Here is an 18,825-nt window from a genome sequence, read left to right as displayed (position 1 = left end):
GTGGCGTGAGCCTGGCGGAGCGCCATGAACGGGCCGTTCCTTGCAAATTTCGCAAGGAACGGCCCGTTCATGGCATCGGTAGTGCCTCGGGCGGCGTTGGGGGAAGACCCGGGAGGGCGCGTTGCGAAAGCCACTTTCGCAACCTTCAACGTTGCGAAAGTGGCTTTCGCAACGTCGCCGAAGCCGCCTGCCGCTTTCCGGATGTCCTGAACGACCAAGCGCGACCTCAGCCGAGGAACTCCAGCACCGCGGCCTTGAACTCGGGGCTCCGCAGCGCCCCGCCGTGGTCCCCGGGCACCCGCACCAGCGAGGATCCCGGCACCAGCTCCACCAACGTCTCGATGCCCTGGCTCACCGGATCCTCCACGCCCGCCACGAAGCGGGTAGGCACGGAGACCGCACCGGCCACCGGCGCGAAGGGCTCCGCACGCAGGTCTTCGATGCACCGCGCGAGCGCGGCGGGATTCCGTCCCGGCGCGGTGATCATATGCGCGATCATCCCGGTCAGCGGATCCGACGGTGCCTTGCCGCCGCCGGCGAAAGCCAGCGCGGCGGCGACGTCGACGGCGCCGAAAGGTTCGAAAGGGCTCACGCCGGCGAGCACGAGCCGCCGGACCGGAGCCTGCGCGGGCAGCTCCCAGACCAGCCGCGCGCCCAGCGAATACCCGACAACGTCCACTTCGGACAGACCCGAGACCAGCCGGGTCAGTTCGGCAGTGATCGCGGCCGCACCGAGCGGTCCCGAGGGGGCCGGGCTGGAGCCGTGTGCGGGAAGGTCGGGTATGAGGACCTCGCGGCCCGCGGCGGTGAGCGCGGCGGGCCACCCGGTGGTGATCCAGTCGGTGTGGCCGTCGGAGGCGAATCCGTGTACCAGCAGTATCGGCGGTCCCGAGACGGTTTCGGGAGCGAAACGGCGCACGGCCAAGGAAGTAGTGGCAGACAACGGGATCCTTTCTCAGCTGCCGGAGGGGCGGCGGGTGCGCAGGCGCTGCATTTCGCTCAACGTCCGCGCGCGGGCGTCGACGGCGATCCGCAGCGAGGAGCCGATGAGGTTCAGCAGGAACACGCACACCATGATCGTCACGCCGGGCACGATCACCAGCCAGGGCGCCTGCACCAGATACGACCGGCCTTCGGCGATCATGTTGCCCCAGGTCGGGGTCGGGGGAGCGATACCGAGACCGAGGAAGCTCATCGCCCCGTCCACGAGCATCGCCGCCGCGGACAGGATCACCACCTGCACCAGCGCGAGCGGCAGCACGTTCGGGAACACGTGCACGACGAGGATCTTCCATCGGTTCATCCCCGAAACGCGGGCGGCACCGATATAGGCGCGACCGGCGATGCCGAGCACCCGGCTGCGGATGACCCGGGCGGTGAACGGCGTGAAGATCACGGTCAGCGCGATCAGTTCGGTCCAGATGCTCGCGCCGAGTGAGATCGCCAGCGCCATCGCGAGGATGATCGCCGGGAACGACATCCAGGCGTCCATCACCCGCATCAGCACCGCGTCGGCGGCACGGAAGAACCCGCTGATCAGCCCGATCACCAGACCGGTGAAAGCCGCGCACAGGGTGATCAGGGCGGACAGCCCCAGCGACGCGCGGCCGCCGGAGACCAGCCGGGCGAGCACGTCGCGGCCGAACGAGTCCGTGCCGAGCGGATGCGCGGCCGAGGGCGGCAGCAGCCGGTTGACCGGGTCGGTCGCGCTGACGCTCGGCAGGAAGAACGGCAGCACGATCACGGTCAGGACGATCACCGCCAGCACGGCCGTGGTGATCACGAGCATCCGGTTCCGCCGGAACACCCTGGCCGCACGGCCCGCCGGGCGCGGCTCGCGCACCGGCGACGTCTTTTCCACGAGAGCCACGCTCACGAGACACGCACCTTCGGGTCGAGCAGCGCGTACGAAAGGTCCACCAGTAGGTTGACCAGCACGAACAGCACCGCGACGAACAGCGTCACACCCTGGATGAGCGGGAAGTCGCGGGTCGACACCGCACCCATCAGCAGATGGCCCAGCCCCGGCACGACGAAGATGGACTCGATGATCACGATCCCGCCGACGAGCATGGCGAAGTTGCTGCCCAGCTGAGTGATCAGCGGCATCAGCGCGTTCGGCAGGACATGCTTGGTCATGACCTGCCGCTCGGACAGGCCCTTCACCCGCGCGGTCCGCAGATAGGCCAGCGGCAGCTCACCGAGCAGGCTTTCACGCAGGGTGAGCACGAACAACGCGGTCTGGCCGATGACCAGCACGGTCAGTGGCAGCACCAGGGCGGGCACCGCCGTCGCCGGGTCGGTGAACAGGTTCTCGTAGCCGCTGGAAGGGAACCAGCGCAGTGTCACCGAGAACACCAGCACGAGCATCAGCGAGATCCAGAAGTCCGGCATCGCCATACCCAGCGCGGAGAGCCGGTCCAGCGCCCGCGCCACCGGATTGCGCGGCGACACCGCCTGCCACGAGGTGATCGCGACCGAGAGGAAGAAGCTGATCACCGTCGACAGCACGGCCAGGGTCAGCGTCGGCAGGATGTGGTCGGCGACCACGCCGAGCACCGGCGCGTGGTACGTGATCGACGTGCCGAAGTCGCCACGCAGCACGTTCCCGGCCCAGCTGAAGTACTGCTCCCAGAGCGTCCCGTTCAACCCCATGCTCTCCCGCAACGCGTCCACATCGGACGGTCGCGCGGTGGGGCCGAGGATGGCCTGCGCCGGGTCGCCGGGGATCAGCCGGATGACGAAGAACATCATCGTCCCGACGATCACCAGGATGATCACCAGATCGCGCAGCCTGCGCAGCAGCAGACCGGTCATGACGCCAGCCAGGTGTTCCAGAAGACGCGGTAGAAGTCGCCGTAGCCCTTGAGCTTGGGGGAGTAGGCCGCGTACAGCTTCGACTGGCTCAGGGTGATCACCGACAGCTGCTTCCAGGTGAACGCCTGGAGCTTGTCCACCACCACCTTCGCCTGTTCCGGCGTGGTCGAGGCGTTGAACTCGGCCATGAGCGCGTCGAGTTCGGGTGAGGACGAGCCGTTCAGCGTGCCCAGGGTGAGCGCGGGCATCTGCGCGGGCGAGGTCAGCGCCGAGTCGAAGAACAGCGTGGTGATGTCCCAGCCGCCCGGTTCCTTGGTCAGCGTGCCGAGCATGGTGGCGAAGTCGAAGGTGTCGATCTTGGTGTTGATGCCGATCTTCGACAGGCTGTCCTGGATCAGCACCGCCCACTTGCCGAATTCCGGATACGAGTTCGTGGTGACGATCCGGACCGTGGCGCCCGCCGTGATCCCGGCTTCGGCCAGCAGCCGCTTGGCCTTCTCCGGATCGTGCGCCTTGTAGACCTCTTCGCCCGCGGTCGAATAGAACTGCTTGTTGTCCGGCGACGCGAAGGCGCCGGTCTCGACGGTGAGGTCCTTGCTGCCGCCGGTGGCCGCGTTGATCGCGGGCTTGTCCAGCAGCAGGTTCAGCGCCTCGCGGGCGCGGGGGTCGGCGAACTTCGAACCGGTGTTGAAGTTCGGGATCACCACGTTGTCGTTACCGCCCGGCAGATTGTGCACGACCACGGCCGGGTTGTTGCGCAGCGGCTCGTACTGGTCGTTCGTGGGCATGATGTGGTCCCACTGGCCGGTCTGGAGGCCGTTGATCAGCGCGTCCTGGTCGGAGACCACCTTGTAGGTCACGGTGTCCAGGTACGCGTGCTTGGCGCCCGCCTGCCCGCCCCAGTCCTCTTCGGACCGGGACTTGTAGCCGGAATACCGCTCCAGCACCAGTTCCCGGCCGATGTCCCAGCTCTTGAGCTTGTACGGCCCGGTCCCGATCGCCTTGTCCTTGGCGAAGCCGGTCGGCGCGACACCGGTGAGGTTCTTCGCCTCGTAGATCTCGGTGCCCGCGCCGGCGAGTTCGTTGATCAGCGGATAGCGCGGTTGCTTGAGCTTGATGGTCACCGTCGCCGGATCGGACGGCGTGATCGCCTCGATGTCCGGTGTGACCAGCTGGCCGGTGCGGTGCACCTGCTGCCACCGCTTGAGGCTCGCCACGACGTCCTCGGAAGTCAACGGACTGCCGTCGTGGAAGGTGACACCCTGGCGGAGCTTGAAGGTGTAGGTGAGCCGGTCCGGGCTGGTGGTGTAGTCCTCGACCAGCATGGGCCGGGCGGTGAAGCCCTTGTCCACCTCGAACAGCTTCTCGTACATCATGTTGCCGATATGCGCGGTCACCTGGCCGGGGTTCGCGACCATGTCGAGGGACTGCGGGTCGGTGGGCACGGCGACGTTCAGATTGCCGCCGGGCTTCGGCGGACCGTCGGCGGCCCCACTGCCGGCCTGCCCTCCCATGCACGAGCTGATCAGCAGGACGGTCGCCAGGCCGAGCGCGGCCTTGGTCAGGGTTCGTCTCATGGGTTCCGCACTCCAGTGTGGGGGTGGGCGGGCAGTTCGGGATTCGCCGCGAGGAGACGGCGCGTGTACTCGTGCCGGGCGTGGAGCCGGATCTCGTCCGGTTCGCCGATTTCGATCAGCTCGCCCCGGTACATCACGCCGACGCGATCGGCGACGGAGAGCACCAGGCTCAGGTTGTGTGTGATGAACAGGAAGCTGAGCGCCCGGGTGCGCCGCAGTTCCAGCAGCAGGTTCATCACCTGGCCCTGCACCGAGACGTCGAGCGCGGAGGTGGGCTCGTCGGCGACGATGAGGTCGGGTTCGGCCGCGATCGCCCGGGCGATCGAGACGCGCTGCCGCTGCCCGCCGGAGAGCTGCGAGGGCAGCTTCTTCGCGGTGTCGGAGGGGAGGCCGACCTCGTCGATCAGTTCGGTGACGCGGCGGTCCAGCTCGGCGCCTCGGAGTCCGGTGAGCTCCCGCAGGGGTTCGGCGATGATCCGGGCGGCGGTGTGCCGGGGATCGAGCGAGCTCTGCGGGTCCTGGAAGATGAGCTGGGCGCGGCGCCGGAAAGCACGCTCGTCACCGTCGAGCCCGGCTGGTGTGCACCGGTGCTCTCCGAAGGTGATCGTGCCTCCGGTGGGGGTTTCCAGTGCGCTCACGAGGCGGCCGAGCGTGGTCTTGCCCGAACCGGATTCCCCGACCAGGCCGAAGAACTCGCCGGGCGCGATCTCCAGCGAGACGTCCTTGACCGCGTGCACCTCGGGTTCGCGGCTCAGGGAGAACCGGCCGCGTCGTCCGTACATTTTGGACACGGAGTCGATGACGAGTGCGGTGCCCTCGCCGATGTTCTCGGTCTTCGCGCGGCTCAAGGCCCTGGTCTCGGTGGCGACCGCCGATTCGCCGTTCATCGCGGCCTCGAGCAGTGCCTCGGAGATGGTGGGGAAGCCGTCGCGTCTGCTGACCCCGAGTTGCGGGACGCAGTCGAGCAACGCCTTGGTGTAGGGATGCTTCGGCGCGTGCAGAATGTCCTCTGTGGACCCGAGTTCGACGAGTTCTCCGCGGTACATCACCGCGATCCGGTCCGCGACCTGCGCGGCCACGCCCATGTCGTGCGTGATGAAGACGCACGCCGTGCCGTGGTCGCGGCGGACCCGGTCGAACAGGGTGAGGATCTCCGCCTGCGTGGTCACGTCCAGCGCCGTGGTCGGCTCGTCCGCGATCAGCAGGCTCGGATCGGCCATCAGCGCCAGCGCGATCATCACGCGTTGCTGCATCCCGCCCGACATCTGGTGCGGGTAAAGGGAAAGCACCCGGCCGGTGTCGGTGAGGCCCACCTCCTTCAGCAGTCCGCGAGCCTTCGCCTCGGCCTCGCGGTGCAACGGCGTGCCCTTGCGCGCGGCTTGGCGCGGAAGGGAGCCGGGCTTCCGGTAGGCCTCGATCAGCTGCTTGCCGACCCGCTGGCTCGGGTTGAGTGAATCCAGGGCCTCCTGGAAGATCATGCCGATCCGCGGGCCGCGGTACGCGCGCATCTCGTCGGCGGAAAGCCGCGTGACGTCCACGCCGTCGACGGCGATCCCGCCGCGGGTGAACACCGGCGCCACGAATTCCAGCAACCGGATGATCGACAAGGCCGTCACCGTTTTACCGCTGCCGGATTCGCCGACCACGCAGAGTGTCCGGCCTTGGTCGAGGTCGAACGAGAGTTCGCGCACCAGTTCGCGTTCGGTTTCGTCGGCGATGACGCCGACGGTGAGTTCTCGTAATTCGAGCAGGGTCATGAATCCCCTTTCCCGAGCCCGCCCGAAGCGGACCGCACTGCCGGGGAACGGGCCTCCGGCGGGGGTAGTTCTACGCATGTTGACACTGGGCGGGTGTGCTGTCAATGGGTATATTCTACGAATGTAGGAAGTTGATATCCGGCGGGTTTTCCCTGGCAGTGGGCGAAAACTTGCACTGGATTCTTTTGTCTACGCCTGTAGACTCTCGGCGGAAACGAGCTAAGGAGGGCACCCGTGAGCGGGTCGACCAAGACTGCCGGTCCCGAGCGGATCGTGGACATCGCCGTGGGCTACATGGCGGCCAAGCAACTCTTCGCGGCGAGCCGGATCGGCCTGTTCACCGCGCTCGCCGGGGGATCGCTGACGGCCGCGGAACTGGCGGAAAAGACCGGCAAGCCGGAGAAGATCACCCGCATCCTCGGTGACGCCATGTCATCACTGGGTCTGCTGTCCCGTGTGGACGGACGGTACGAGCTTGCCGCCGACGCGGCCGAGTATCTCGGTGGTGGCGACCTCGATCTGGCGCCGTTCCTGACGTTCCTCGACTCGATCAGCTACCCGCATTGGCTTCAGTTCGGCCACACCGCCGACAGTGGTGAGCCGGGCAAGCTGGAGATGGACGACGCGCGGTGGGGCACGTTCATGGCGGGGGTCATGACGTATAACGCCCTGCACGCGAAGATGCTGGCCGGCGCTTACGATTTCGGCCCGCATCGCCAGGCGCTGGACCTCGGCGGGCTCTCCAGCGCGTTCGCCGTCGAAGCCATGAAGGCCAACGACGAACTGCACACCACGTTCGTCTTCGACCCGGGCTTCACCGAGTCGGTCACCACCGCGGTGGCCGAGGCGGGCCTGGCGGAGCGCGCGACCGTCGTGGGCGCCGAGACACCCACCGCACGGCCCGACGGCGAGTTCGACCTGGTGATGGTCAACCACGTCGTCCACCGTTTCGACGCGAAGCAGAACGCGGAGATCCTCCGCAACGCCCGCGCGGCCGCCGCGCCGGGAGCGACACTGCTGCTGCTCGACTTCTTCCTCGACGACGACGCGGTCCAGCGTCCGATCGACGCGCTGCACGCGGGGGAGTACCTGGTGATCGACGGGACGGTCGTCTACCCGGAGGCCGAGGTCCGAGGCTGGCTGAGCGGGGCGGGCTGGCGGGTCACCGACCGGCTCGCGCTGCCGGGCAGCCCGCGGGTCCTGGTCGCGGAAGCGGTGTGACCGTGACGCTCGATCCCGCGGTCAAGGAACTCCTGGCCCGCAGCGCACCCTCCGAGGCTCCGGCCGGACCGCTGACGGCTCCCGAGCTGCGAGCCGCTTTCGCCGCGTCGTGGCGACGCCCCGAGTCGGTCGAAGAGGTCGGCTCGGTGGCCGACCACGTCCTGCCGTCCGGTGTGCGGGTGCGGGTCTACCTCCCGGAGGCCGCGGAGCCGGTACCCGCGTTCGTCTGGATCCACGGTGGCGGGTGGACGATCGGCTCGATCGACGAGAACGAGGTCGCGTCGCGGGCGGTGTGCAACGCGGCGAAGGTCGCCGTCGTCGCGGTCGACTACCGGCTCGCGCCCGAGCATCCGTACCCGGCGGCCCCGGACGACTGCTACGCCGTCGTCGAGTGGCTCGCCGCGGGAGGCGCAGGTCCCGCGGTCGACGGGACACGGATCGCGGTCGGCGGGGAAAGCGCGGGCGGCAACCTGTCGACGGTGGTCTCGATGATGTCCCGTGACCGCGGTGGCCCGCCGTTGGCCGCGCAGGTGCTGATCTGCCCGGTGTACGGCCATCCAGACGACGGGTTCCGGTCCTATGTGGACTTCGCTGAGGGCTTCGGCATGACCGCCGGGGCCATGCGGTTCTTCTTCGAGCAGTACGTGTCGGATCCGGCGCAGCTGAACGATCCGTACCTGCTGCCGCTGCGCGCCGACGACCTGACCGGGCTCCCGCCGGCGCTGGTGCTCACGGCCGAGTACGACGTCCTGCGGGACGAAGGGGAGGAGTTCGCGCGGCGGCTGACCGACGCCGGGACCCACGTCGAAATGACGCGGTACTCGGGGCAGATCCACGGGTTCTACGGCCTGTACACGGATCTCCCGGCCTCGCCGCGCTCGCACCGGCACGTGGCGAGCTTCCTGACCCGGGTCTTCGACCGCCGCGTTTAGTCCTCTGGATGCGGTCAGCGGTGTCCAGCGCCGATCTCGCGTGCCATCGGCCAAACGTGGCTTCCTGGGCGCCGTGCCCCCGGTCCGTGAAGGCCTCCTTGCCTACCCTGAGGGTGGTGAAGGAGGCCTTCACTACCGGCCGGCGTGGCCCTCGTGACACCGGGACCGCCGTGACGCCAGACCACTGCGCCGGGAGTTCGTGAAGGCTTCCACCTGGCCGGCTCATGTCGCGAAAGCCACTTTCGGGACACAGGACGTCGCGAAAGTGGCTTTCGCGGCACGCCAGACTGCCTTGCCCCCAAGAGAACCGGAACTCGCGTGCTTGGGAGGCGAGACTCGCGTGTGTGGCCTGATCACGTGAGATACGCCCTGAATCACGCGAGATCGGTGCCCGATCACGCGAGTTACGCCTTCAATCACGCGAGTTGCGTCTGAGGGTGCGGCGACCGCCGCGTTTAGTCCTCTGGATGCGGCCGTTCGCACTACGTACTACCGCATTCAGAGGACGAAATGCGGTAGTACGTAGTGTCAGGGGCGGGTGAGGCGCTCGAAGAAGGATTCGAGGTGTTGCCGCTGCAAGGCGATCGTCGAGAACTCCCCGGCGACCAGGCTCATCACGTTGGCCCCGGCGTTGATCAGCACGACCTCGTCGACCAGCTGCTCGTCCGGCGTTTCGGTGACGATGTCGCCGTCCTCCCGGCCCTCGGTGAGATACCGGTGCAGCAGGCCGCGCCACGAGCGGATGTGCTCGAGGTACTTGTCCTGAAGTTTCGGGTTGGTCAGCGAAAGCTGCCAGAAGGTCAGCAGGACGCGCCCCGCGGCGATGCGGTCTTCGTCGATCGGCATCGACGAGACGCACAGCTCGCGGAGCGCGGTCAGCCCGCGTAACTCGTCCAGCTCCACGTACTCGCGCATCATGCCGAGCGCGCGTTCGTAGGTGGCTTGGATGATGTCTTCCTTGCTGGGGAAGTACAGCTTGAGCGCACCGTTGGCGAAGCCGGCGGCCGCCGCGATCTCGCGCATGGTGGCGGCCTCGATCCCGCCCTGGGTGATCAAATCCCAGGTGACGTCGACGATATGGCTGCGCCGCTCGTCGTGGTCGATGATCTTCGGCATCGGCAGACCTCCCGCACTGGTTCTTCTACCAGTGTAGGAGATCAGACGCGGTGATACACGCGGTGCCCGGCGAACCACGTTTGCGTCACCTTGGTCTTGACGAGCGCGGACGGATCGGTCTGGAACGGATCGCGGTCCAGTACCACGAAATCCGCCGACTTCCCGGGGACCAGCGAGCCGGTGACGTCGCCCAGCCCCATCGCGCGGGCGGCGGCCAGCGTGAAGACCTCGATCGCCTCGTCCAGGCCGATCGCCTGCTCCGGCCACAGCGCGCCGGGGAACGTGCCGGTCGGATCCTGGCGGGTGACGAGGCCGTGGATGCCTTCCCACGCGTTCGGGGACTCGCTGACCGGCCAGTCCGAACCGCCCGCGACCAGCGCGCCCTCGTCGAGCAGCGACCGGTTCGGCTGCATCCGCCCGGCCCGCTCTCCAGGCAGGACTTCGGCGATGGCCGCCGGGATGACGCCGGGGACCCACAGGAACGGCGAGATGTCCGCGGCGACGCCCAGCGCGGCGAAGCGGGGGAGGTCGTCGGGATGGACGAACTGGCCGTGCGCGACCTGGAACCGCGCTTCGGTGAAGCCCTCGGCACGCACCTTCTCGACGGCGTCCAGCGTCGCGCGTACCGACGCGTCCCCGGTGCAGTGGACCTTGGCCGAGAGCCCCGCCGCGGCCGCCGTGCGCAACCAGCCGACGAGTTCATCACCCGGCATGGTGGTGGCGCCGTGATGACAGGCGCCGTGCGCGGCATCCGGCAGGTACGGCTCCAGGAAGGCGGCGGTCCGCGTCGGCGGGACACCGTCGAGGAAGATCTTCACGAAGTCCGGCCGGTGGTGCTCGCTCCGGTACTGCCCGGCGACCTCCAGCAACGGTGCCCCGATCGGGTCGAAACCGAAGATCGGGTCGTTGATCAGCAGCGACGAAACGACCCAGGCGTGCAGTTCGCCCGCGTCGTCGAGCGATTTCAGTGCCCGCAGGATGTCGGCGGAGACACCGGCGTCCTGGAACGCGGTGACGCCGTACGAGTGCAGCGTGCCGATCCCGTGCCGCGACGCCGCCACGTGCTGGTCCACCGTGAGCGTCCGTGTCTCGCTGAGCGCCCGCTCGACCGCGACGCCCGCCGCTTCGAGCAGGACGCCGACGGGTTCGCCCGTGGCGGGGTCGCGGACGATCTCACCGCCGGCCGGATCGGGCGCCGAGGCGGTGACGCCCGCCAGTTCCAGCGCCCGGCTGCTCACCCAGCGGTTGTGCCTGCTGTCGTCGGACAGCATGACGGGGCGTCCGCCGGCGGCCTCGTCGAGCGCGTGCCGGGCCGACGTCCGCGAGAGGGTGCTGACCAAAGTGGACGCCCAGGCGCCGCCGACCACCCACTCGTCCGGCCCGAGCCCGGCGGCCCGGGAGCGGACCGCGGCGAGGATGTCGTCCAGCCCCGCGTCGGCGCCGAAGTTCAGCTCGAAGAGGGCCGAGCGCCCGGCGAGGGCGTGGTGGTTGTGCACATCGACCAGGCCGGGCATCACGAACGCACCGTCGAGGTCGACGACCTCGGTGTTCGGCCCGCGTTCGATGTCCTCCAGGGACAGCACCTTGCCGTCCTTGATCGCCAGCGACGATGCCCAGGGCCTGGCACCGTCCACTGTGTACACGGTGGCGTTGGTGAGGACGATGTCGGCGGTCAAGGCTCAGCTCCCGGCCGGGTCGTAGGCCTCGGGGTGCACGGTGGTGCTGAGCAGCTTGCCGTGCGCGCCGAAGGTGAAGTGGGTGGGAGTGCTGCCGGTGGCGTCCAGTCCGAAAAGGACACCGTGCGAACGCAACCGCTTCGCGTCGCGGTGGTCGGCGACAGTCACCGACGCGCACGGGATCACCTTCTCCCGCCAGGCGAAGACGTAGATACCCGGCCGCAGCTCGTAGACCGAGTTCTCGTCGGTGTCCGCGAGACCTCGCTCCGGACCGGCAAGGCACTGCCACGTGTACCAGTGCGGGCTGAGGTACACGTGCTCGTAGGCGTGCTCGGTGCTGTACACCCACAGCACCCGGCGCCCGACCAGCGACGTGGTCGGGGCGAGCGATTCCCCGGTCGGCTCGATACCGCCGATCGTGGCGGCCACGAACGACTGCGTGACGCGGGGCGAGGTGTCGCCGATCTTGCTCAGCACCAGGAGGGCGCGACCGCGGCGCAGGTCCAGCAGCAGGGTGAACGCCTCGTCCTGCCGGGCCTGCGGGTGGAACTGGACGTAGTAGAGGTCGTCGTCGACCAGGAACGTTTCGCAACGATCGGTGCCCGTGCCGTGGTAAGTCCACTCGATGCGGGTGCCGGAGAAGGCCGCGGTGAACGTGGTGCCGTCTTCACAGGCGAGTTCGAAGGCGCGGCCGTGCAGATCGCCGACCGTGGGCGCCTTGTTCGCGTCGAAACCGGGGGCCAGACCGTCGAGCGGCAGCCAGGTGGACGTGTCGGACAGGGTCAGTTCGGGCATCGATGAGTCCTAGTGCTCGTGGGCGGAACAGTGATCGTCGGCGGCGCCGGAAGGCAGATCGAGGGCCGGGTTTCGGTCCAGGAAGCCGTAGGGACGCAAGGAGAAACCGGAGTAGTCGACCGGCATGACCGGCCAATCCTCCGGACGCGGGATGTGGGTCGGGCCGAACACGTGCCACAGCACGAGATCGGTGTCGGTGAGGTCGCGGTCGGCGGCGGTCCAGGCGGGGAGACCCGCGCCGCCCGGATGCGCGTTCGGCCGGTCGCCCGCCGGGAAACGTTCGTCCGCGCGGTACGGCGTCGCCCACAGGTGCCGGGTGGCGAACGTCGCCCGCTGGTGGACGGTCGATTCCGGTTGTGCCATCAGGGTCGCGGACGGCCGCGGCACGAGCTGGTACGCCGTGGGCTTGCCGAGCCGGTTCGTCCGCTCCGCGCTGCGGATCTCCCAGACCCGCGCCTTGGCCGGATCCGCGAACCGCTGAGCCTCCCGCTCGGTGCGCAGCGGGGTCTCCTTCCAGGTGAACGCGTTGCCGTACGGGTTCCGCTCCCCCATGGGGATCTGTTCGACGTCGACCTCGACGAGCGAGTTGCGTTCGCCGTCGATCGCCACGTCCAGCCGGGCACAGAACAGGTGCTGGTGCACCGGCGCGAACAGGCCGGGCGCGATCTCGTTGGCGTGCGGGTGGTCCGTGCCGGGGTGCGCGGCGCCGGCGAACACGATGCCGGTGGCCTTCGCCTCCAACTCCACGGTGCCGTCGAGGTAGAGGTACCAGAAGAAGCCGTAGTCGTAGTTGCCGATGGTGGAGATCGACGAGATCACCAGCCGCCGCGACCGGCGGACCTCCGCCCGGCCGTCGAGATCCGTGTGCTTCCAGAGGATCCCGTAGTCCTCCTCGTGCATGCAGATCGCGCGCGGGATCTCGACCGGGTGGCCGTGGTCGTCGGCGACGAACGCGGGGAAGTAGTGGATGACGCCGAGGCAGTCGCAGCCCAGCCGCAGGTCGTTGCCGTTCTTGCCGAGCAGGTACTCGCCCGCGTCGAAGTAGCTGATCCAGAACCGGCCGGGCGCGGTGTCGCCGTAGGGCACCACCATCTCCGGTACCGACGCGCGGTGCAGCACCGACCGCTCCTGGAAGCGGATCTGGTGCAGAGTCAAGCCCTCGCGGGCGTTGAAGCCGACGCGGAGTTTCCAGCCCTCCCAGGTGACCTCGTTCCCGTCGACGGTGAAGCTCGGGCCCTCCGGCTGGGTGATCTCGATCGGTTTGAGGGTGGTGCGGGCCGGGACGTCGCCGTAGCGGCCGTGTTCCGGCGGCACGGGCACGTCGCCCTCGTCCTCAACCCGGATGACGCGCTGCCCGGTCAGGTCGATGTGCACGATCAGGCCCTCGACCGGATGCGCCCACGGGCTGTCGGACGCGTCGTCGCGCAGGAACGTCAGCGAGCGGATGACCCGGCCGGTTTCGTCGGGCCTGCCGAAGAAGCCGGGGGCCAGGGGAGCGCAGAAGGCGTGCTCGATCCGGTCGCCGAGCCCGCGCCGCGCCATCGCGGCCTGCCATTCCGGTGACGCCTTGGTGATCGACGCGGCGAGGTCGTACTCCTCGAACAGGTACGCGGGCTGGCCTGGGCCGCAGTCCTCGTTGGAGACCACTTCGCGCTTCGCCAGCGAGACGACCACGTCGCGCGCTTGCCCGGTCGCGGTGTCCAGCAGCGTGTACCGGACACGGCGGTCTGGGGCGGCGTCGCCTTTCTCGGGCTCGACCGGCAGGACGGCCGGGAACCGCGTGGTCGCGGTGAGCAGGCCCTCGGCGGCCAGGATCTCGCGGCCTGCGGTGAGTTCGTCGGCGGTCAGCGGGTCGAGTGGATGCGGCCTGGTCATGGCTCGCAGTCTTGCCGGTCCGCCCTCGGCTGGAAAGGCCGTCATGCGGCTGCCGACAAGAAGGGTGCACTGACGGCCAACCTCCGTGAAAGGTCCGGACCGGAGGATGACGCCATGGGACTGGATCTCGCGGGCAAGGCCGTGCTGGTGACCGGCGCGGCGTCCGGTATCGGCCTTGCCTGCGTCCAGGCCTTCCTCGCCGAGGGCGCGCGGGTCGGCGCCGTCGACCGGGCTCCCGTGCCCACGCTGGCCGACGGCCTGCTGGCCGTCCACGCCGACGTGACCGACGAGGGGTCGGTGGCCGACGCGGTCGACGCCGTCGCGAGCCGCTTCGGCGGGCTCGACGTGGTGGTCGGCTGCGCGGGGATCTCCGGACCGGTGGGGACACCGGTCACCGAAACCTCGGCGGCGGACTTCGCCGCGCTCATGGCCGTCAATGTCACCGGACAGTTCCTGCTGGTCAAACACGCGGCGCCGTGGCTCACCGCGTCGGGTGGTTCGGTCGTGCTGCTGGCCAGCGACTCGGCGTTCACGAGCGCGCCCGGCATGGTCCCGTACTGCGCTTCGAAAGGCGCCGTGGTCGCGATGACCAGGGCGCTCGCCGTCGATCTTCCCGGAGTCCGGGTGAACTGCGTCTGCCCGTCGGTGGTCGACACCCCGATGGCGCGCGGCGATCTCGGCGACGTGCTCGACGATCCCGCTTTCCCGGTGCAGGCTCCCGAAGAGGTCGCCTGGCAGGTGCTCCACCTCGCGTCCGCGCGGTCGCGGGCGGTCAACGGCCAGGCCGTGCTCGCCGACTTCGGCGTCTCGGCCCGATCCGGTTTTCCCGCTTAGAAAGGACTCCGCAAGTGAAGAAGGTTGTCGCGATCACGGGTGGCGGTACCGGTATCGGCGCCGCGGTGGCCCGCCGGTACGCCGACGAAGGCGCGCAGGTGGTGGTGCTCGGACGACGGCGCGAGCCGCTGGAGAAGGTGGCCGCCGAGACCGGTGCGCACGTCGTCGCGTGCGACGCCAGCGACCGCGAAGCCGCCGAGAACGCTACGGCGGAGATCGTCGGCGAGTTCGGCAGGCTGGACGTCGTGGTGGCCAACGCCGGCGGGCACGGTCTGTCCTCGGTGACCGACACCGGCGACGAGGAATGGGAACTGGCGCTGCGCTCGAACCTGTCCAGCGCCTTCGTGTTCTGCCGGGCCACGCTGCCTTCGCTGATCGAAACCGGTGGTCAGGTCGTCATCGTGTCGTCGCTGGCCGGGCTGTTCGCCGGGCCGAACGTCGCCGGTTACACCGTCGCGAAGCACGCGCTGATCGGCCTGACGCGCTCGATCGCCCGTGACTACGGGCCGAAGGGCGTCCGCGCGAACGCGGTCTGCCCGGGCTGGGTGCGGACCCCGATGGCGGACGGCGAAATGGACCAGTTCGCCGAGGCGGCGGGTTTCGACGGCGGCCACGACGAGGGTTACCGGCGCGTCACCGCCGAGGTCCCGCTGCGCCGTCCCGCCGAACCGGAGGAGATCGCGTCGATCGTGCGGTTCCTGGGGTCTTCGGAGTCTTCGTACATCACCGGTGCGGTGATCGTGGCCGACGGCGGCGCGCACGCCGTCGACCTTCCGACGCTGGCCTTCGAACGGGCCGGGATGGGTTCTTAGAGGGCGGTGACGCGAAAGCCACTTTCGCGACGTTGAAGGTTGCGAAAGTGGCTTTCGCAACTCAGCGACCGTGACGTGGTCCGGGACGTCACACCGTTCCGTGAAGGCCTCCTTGAGGGACCCAGAGTCCCTCAAAGAGGCCTTCACGGACTTGGGCACCGTCAGGATTCCCCGAGGTAGGCCGCGTGCAGGGTGCCGGGGGAGTCCAGCAGGCCCTGCGCCGAACCCGCATACGTGACCCGTCCCGAAGAGACCACCAGCGCGTCGCTCGCCACGCCGAGGGCGAGGTGCGTGAACTGCTCGACCAGCAGGATCGCCGCGCCCTCCTCGGCGAACCGGGTGACCATCGGCAGCAGCCGCGTGAACACCACGGGCGCGAGGCCCAGCGACATCTCGTCGATCAGCAGGAACGACGGCCGCGCGGCGAACGCGCGGGCCAGCACCACCATCTGCTGTTCGCCGCCGCTGAGCAGCGCGGCCGGCGAGTCGCGGCGTTTCTCCAGTTCCGGGAACGACTCGAACAGTTCGTCGGCCCGCGCGCGGGTGCGCGCGGTCAGCATCAGGTTCTCCAGCACGGTCAAGCCGCCGAACACCGCGCGCCCCTGCTCGATATGCGCCAGACCCCGCCGCGCGCGGGAGACCCGCGACTGCTTCGTGATCTCGTCGGGTCCGATGTGGACGGTCCCGGCCGAGGCGGGCACCACGCCGGAGACGGCCTCCAGCAGGCTGGTCTTCCCGGCACCGTTCGGGCCGACGAGCGCGGTGATCCGGCCCGGCTCCAGGGTCAGGTCGACGTCCCGGATCACCGGCCCGGCGCCGCGAGTGACCGTCAGTCCCGCTATCCGCAAAGCGTTCACAGCAGCTCCGTTTCACCCATGTACGCCTTGAGCACGGCGGGATCGGCGAGTACTTCGGCCTGCGGGCCGGAGGCCAGCACGCGGCCGAAGTCGAGGACGGTGATCGTGTCGCAGACCGAGCGCACCAGGTCGAGGTCGTGCTCGATGAGCAGCACCGACACCCCGAATCGCGCGGGGACCTGCCGCAGCCGCTCCCCGAACGCCACGTGTTCTTCGTGCGGGAGTCCGGCGGCCGGCTCGTCGAGCAGCAGGACACGCGGCCGCGCCAGCAGATGTCCGACGACCTCGACCAGCCTGCGCGCCCCGACGTCCACTCGCGACAGCGGAGTGCGGGCGGCGGGACAGCCGAAGAAGTCCAGGGCGTCGCCGATCTCTTCGGCGGTGAGCCGCCGCCTGGCGAGGAACTTCAGGTACGCCCCGACCGTGAGTCCCGGCGGGACACGGTCCTGCTGGAACGTCCGGCGCAACCCGGCGCGGGCCCGGTTCGACGGCGACCCGGTCAGCGGGCTGCCGCCGAGTTCCACCTGGCCCTCGGCGTTCGGCAGGAAGCCGCTGATCGCGTCGACCAGCGTCGATTTGCCCGCACCGTTCGGCCCGATGACGCCGAGCACCCCGTGTTCCGGGACCGATATGTCCACTGAGGACAGTGCGGCCACGTGGCCGAAGTTCACGCTCAGCCCGCGTACGGTGAGCACCGGTGGACCAGGCGCTTTGGACTCGATGTTCGCGGTCTTGGCGGCGAAGTCGAGTTTCGCCGGTTCCTTGGCGCGCCGGTACCACACCTGGCGCACCGTGGTGCCCAGGTTCCCGCCACTGGCCAGCGCCTGGACGCCGAGCACGCCGAACACCACGAAACCCCAGTCCTGCGGGATCCCCCAGCGCTTGAGGAGTTCCGGCACCCCGACCCACAGCACCGCGCCGAACACGGCCATGTCGATCAGATGCGCGCCCGACATGATCGCCAGCACGTACAGCGCCAGCGACTGGATCGCGGTGAAACTGGCCGGGAAGGCGAGCCCGACCTGCCCGGTGAGCAGGCCACCGCTGATGCCGCCGAGGGTGGCGCTCACCGCGAACGCGGTCAGCTTCGACGTCCGCACGCTCGTGCCCGCGGCCGCCGTGCCGCGTTCGGAGAACGCCACCGCCTGCCAGGCGCTGCCCCAGCGCCCGCGGCGCAGGAAGTACACGGCGAGGCAGCACAGCACCAGCACCACGACGGCGAGCTGGAAGTACGCCCGGTCGTCCGAGAAGGCATCGGGCCGTTCGACCGAGATCCCGCCGGAAACGCCGGGGAACTGGAGCTGGACGAGCGCGAGGTCGGCCGCCGCGGCGAGCCCCAGCGTGACGACGGCGAGGTTGATTCCGCGCAGCCGCAGCGCCGGCAGCCCGACGAGCACTCCGACCACCCCGGCGGCGAGACCGCCGAGCACCAGCCAGGTGAGGAACCCGCCGGGCGCCTGTGCCTCGTTCAGTGCCGACACCGTCCAGGCGCCGACGGCGCCGAAGGTCAGCTGGCACAGGGAGATCATGCCCGCGCTGCCGGTGACCACGCCGAGCCCGAGCAGGGAGATCCCGGCTACGACGGCGCTCATGCCGAGGTAGACGAAGTACCCGTCGAGCCCGACGCTCAGTCCGTAACCCACGGCGATCGCCACGATGGCGACCGTGAACGGAATCCCGCGTTCAGCGAGCCGCATCCCATACCTCCTTGCGTTGCGACCAGAGCAGCAGCGCGACGATGACCGCGAACGGCAGGAAGTACCGGACGACGGAAAGGCCGTCGACCTGCGCGGCCGCGCCTTGGATCAGGCCGAGGCCCAGCCCACCCGCGACCGCGAGGTCGAGACGGCGGAACCCGCCGAGCAGGGCGGCCGCGGCCGCGGGGACCACCAGCATCGCCAGCGACGTGGCGTCGTTGGACTGTGACGGCGCGACGATCGAGATCACCAGCGTGCTGACCACCCCGGTGACCGCCCAGACCGCGACACTGAGCCGTTTCGCCGGGATGCCGAGCAGCTCCGCCGTCGTCGGGCGTTCCGACAGTGCCCTGAGCTGGACGCCCGCCGGGGTCCGGCTCAGCACGATCCGGCTGGCCACCGCCACGAGGACGGCCAGCGCGACCGTGACCACGGTGACCTGGCTGATCACCACGCCGCCGACGGTGACCGCCGGTCCGTCCAGGATCGGGTGGAACGGCTGGGGTTTGTTGCCGAACAGGATGAACGACAACGAGATCAGCAGGAGCAGCACCGCGACGGTGACCGCGGAGCGGGTGCCGGTGTCCGCCTCGGCGAGCCAGGTGGACACGATCCAGCCGAGCAAGGCGCTGAGCAGCCCGCCGAGCAGGATCCCGGCGACGGTGGCGAGCCACATCGGCAGTCCCAGATCGACGGACAGGAACACCGCCACGTAGCAGCCGAACATCCCGGTGGCCGACTGGGCGAAGTTCACCACCCGCACCAGGCGCGACATCAGCGTCAGGCACACCGCCAACACCGCGTACAGTCCGCCGGCGGCCAAGCCTGCCAGCGCTCCCTGCAGCATCGAATCCTCCCG

16 protein-coding genes are annotated in these 18,825 nt (G+C 69.3%); 4 read left to right on the top strand and 12 right to left on the bottom strand.

Going from position 1 to position 18,825, the window contains the following annotated elements:
• Positions 1 to 226 precede the first annotated feature (226 nt).
• The 5 genes from CVV72_RS11825 to CVV72_RS11805 form a co-directional block, all read right to left on the bottom strand.
• Positions 227 to 880, bottom strand: coding sequence for an alpha/beta fold hydrolase (locus CVV72_RS11825; RefSeq protein ID WP_219153911.1), 654 nt, complete (start codon positions 878 to 880; stop codon positions 227 to 229).
• A 75-nt stretch (positions 881 to 955) separates the two neighbouring features.
• Entirely contained in the window at positions 956 to 1,876 is a 921-nt protein-coding gene (locus tag CVV72_RS11820) for an ABC transporter permease (protein ID WP_219152479.1), read from the bottom strand.
• A complete protein-coding gene (locus CVV72_RS11815; protein WP_219152478.1) occupies positions 1,873 to 2,817 on the bottom strand; it encodes an ABC transporter permease in 945 nt (314 codons plus the stop codon). Before CVV72_RS11815 ends, CVV72_RS11820 begins: the two co-directional genes overlap by 4 nt.
• Positions 2,814 to 4,394 carry an ABC transporter substrate-binding protein gene (locus CVV72_RS11810; RefSeq protein ID WP_219152477.1) on the bottom strand — a complete coding sequence of 527 codons (1,581 nt, stop codon included), beginning with the start codon at positions 4,392 to 4,394 and terminating at the stop codon, positions 2,814 to 2,816. The genes CVV72_RS11815 and CVV72_RS11810 overlap by 4 nt, the downstream gene beginning before the upstream one ends.
• Complete coding sequence (locus CVV72_RS11805) at positions 4,391 to 6,151, bottom strand: ABC transporter ATP-binding protein (RefSeq protein ID WP_219152476.1); 1,761 nt, start codon at positions 6,149 to 6,151, stop codon at positions 4,391 to 4,393. Before CVV72_RS11805 ends, CVV72_RS11810 begins: the two co-directional genes overlap by 4 nt.
• Before the next feature lie 234 nt (positions 6,152 to 6,385).
• On the opposite strand from CVV72_RS11805, the gene CVV72_RS11800 reads away from it, so the two are divergent.
• Both CVV72_RS11800 and CVV72_RS11795 read left to right on the top strand, forming a co-directional pair.
• Positions 6,386 to 7,372: a methyltransferase dimerization domain-containing protein gene (locus CVV72_RS11800; protein WP_219152475.1), complete on the top strand. Its 987-nt coding sequence runs from the start codon at positions 6,386 to 6,388 to the stop codon at positions 7,370 to 7,372.
• Positions 7,369 to 8,304, top strand: coding sequence for an alpha/beta hydrolase (locus CVV72_RS11795; protein WP_219152474.1), 936 nt, complete (start codon positions 7,369 to 7,371; stop codon positions 8,302 to 8,304). The genes CVV72_RS11800 and CVV72_RS11795 overlap by 4 nt, the downstream gene beginning before the upstream one ends.
• Positions 8,305 to 8,832: 528 nt before the next feature.
• Here CVV72_RS11795 and CVV72_RS11790 read toward each other — a convergent pair.
• Genes CVV72_RS11790 through CVV72_RS11775 form a run of 4 tightly spaced genes read right to left on the bottom strand, consistent with a single transcriptional unit; the run spans position 8,833 to position 13,766 of the window.
• The gene (locus tag CVV72_RS11790; RefSeq protein WP_034306161.1) at positions 8,833 to 9,420 is read right to left on the bottom strand and encodes a TetR/AcrR family transcriptional regulator; all 588 of its coding nucleotides are present in this window, start codon (positions 9,418 to 9,420) and stop codon (positions 8,833 to 8,835) included.
• Between the two features lie 41 nt (positions 9,421 to 9,461).
• Positions 9,462 to 11,096 (bottom strand): amidohydrolase, encoded by a 1,635-nt coding sequence (locus CVV72_RS11785; RefSeq protein WP_219152473.1) that lies wholly within the window; start codon positions 11,094 to 11,096, stop codon positions 9,462 to 9,464.
• 3 nt (positions 11,097 to 11,099) lie between these two features.
• The gene (locus CVV72_RS11780; protein ID WP_219152472.1) at positions 11,100 to 11,891 is read right to left on the bottom strand and encodes a molybdenum cofactor biosynthesis F family protein; all 792 of its coding nucleotides are present in this window, start codon (positions 11,889 to 11,891) and stop codon (positions 11,100 to 11,102) included.
• Positions 11,892 to 11,900: 9 nt separating this feature from the next.
• Positions 11,901 to 13,766 carry a primary-amine oxidase gene (locus CVV72_RS11775; RefSeq protein WP_219152471.1) on the bottom strand — a complete coding sequence of 622 codons (1,866 nt, stop codon included), beginning with the start codon at positions 13,764 to 13,766 and terminating at the stop codon, positions 11,901 to 11,903.
• Positions 13,767 to 13,880: 114 nt separating this feature from the next.
• Here CVV72_RS11775 and CVV72_RS11770 point away from each other — a divergent pair, with 114 nt between their 5' ends.
• Together CVV72_RS11770 and CVV72_RS11765 are read left to right on the top strand one after the other, a co-directional pair.
• Positions 13,881 to 14,600 (top strand): SDR family NAD(P)-dependent oxidoreductase, encoded by a 720-nt coding sequence (locus CVV72_RS11770; RefSeq protein WP_219152470.1) that lies wholly within the window; start codon positions 13,881 to 13,883, stop codon positions 14,598 to 14,600.
• A gap of 14 nt (positions 14,601 to 14,614) precedes the next feature.
• Positions 14,615 to 15,412 carry an SDR family NAD(P)-dependent oxidoreductase gene (locus CVV72_RS11765; protein WP_219152469.1) on the top strand — a complete coding sequence of 266 codons (798 nt, stop codon included), beginning with the start codon at positions 14,615 to 14,617 and terminating at the stop codon, positions 15,410 to 15,412.
• Between the two features lie 161 nt (positions 15,413 to 15,573).
• Here the strand turns inward: CVV72_RS11765 and CVV72_RS11760 are convergent, their stop codons facing one another.
• The 3 genes from CVV72_RS11760 to CVV72_RS11750 are packed head-to-tail and all read right to left on the bottom strand — an operon-like array spanning position 15,574 to position 18,813.
• Entirely contained in the window at positions 15,574 to 16,269 is a 696-nt protein-coding gene (locus CVV72_RS11760; RefSeq protein WP_219152468.1) for an ABC transporter ATP-binding protein, read from the bottom strand.
• The gene (locus CVV72_RS11755; RefSeq protein WP_219152467.1) at positions 16,266 to 17,966 is read right to left on the bottom strand and encodes an ATP-binding cassette domain-containing protein; all 1,701 of its coding nucleotides are present in this window, start codon (positions 17,964 to 17,966) and stop codon (positions 16,266 to 16,268) included. The genes CVV72_RS11760 and CVV72_RS11755 overlap by 4 nt, the downstream gene beginning before the upstream one ends.
• Positions 17,953 to 18,813 carry a branched-chain amino acid ABC transporter permease gene (locus tag CVV72_RS11750; RefSeq protein ID WP_073842643.1) on the bottom strand — a complete coding sequence of 287 codons (861 nt, stop codon included), beginning with the start codon at positions 18,811 to 18,813 and terminating at the stop codon, positions 17,953 to 17,955. The genes CVV72_RS11755 and CVV72_RS11750 overlap by 14 nt, the downstream gene beginning before the upstream one ends.
• Positions 18,814 to 18,825: the final 12 nt, after the last annotated feature.

Source organism: Amycolatopsis sp. TNS106, assembly GCF_019330265.1.
GTDB lineage: Bacteria > Actinomycetota > Actinomycetes > Mycobacteriales > Pseudonocardiaceae > Amycolatopsis > Amycolatopsis lurida.
This window is presented reverse-complemented; position numbering and strand designations above follow the sequence as displayed.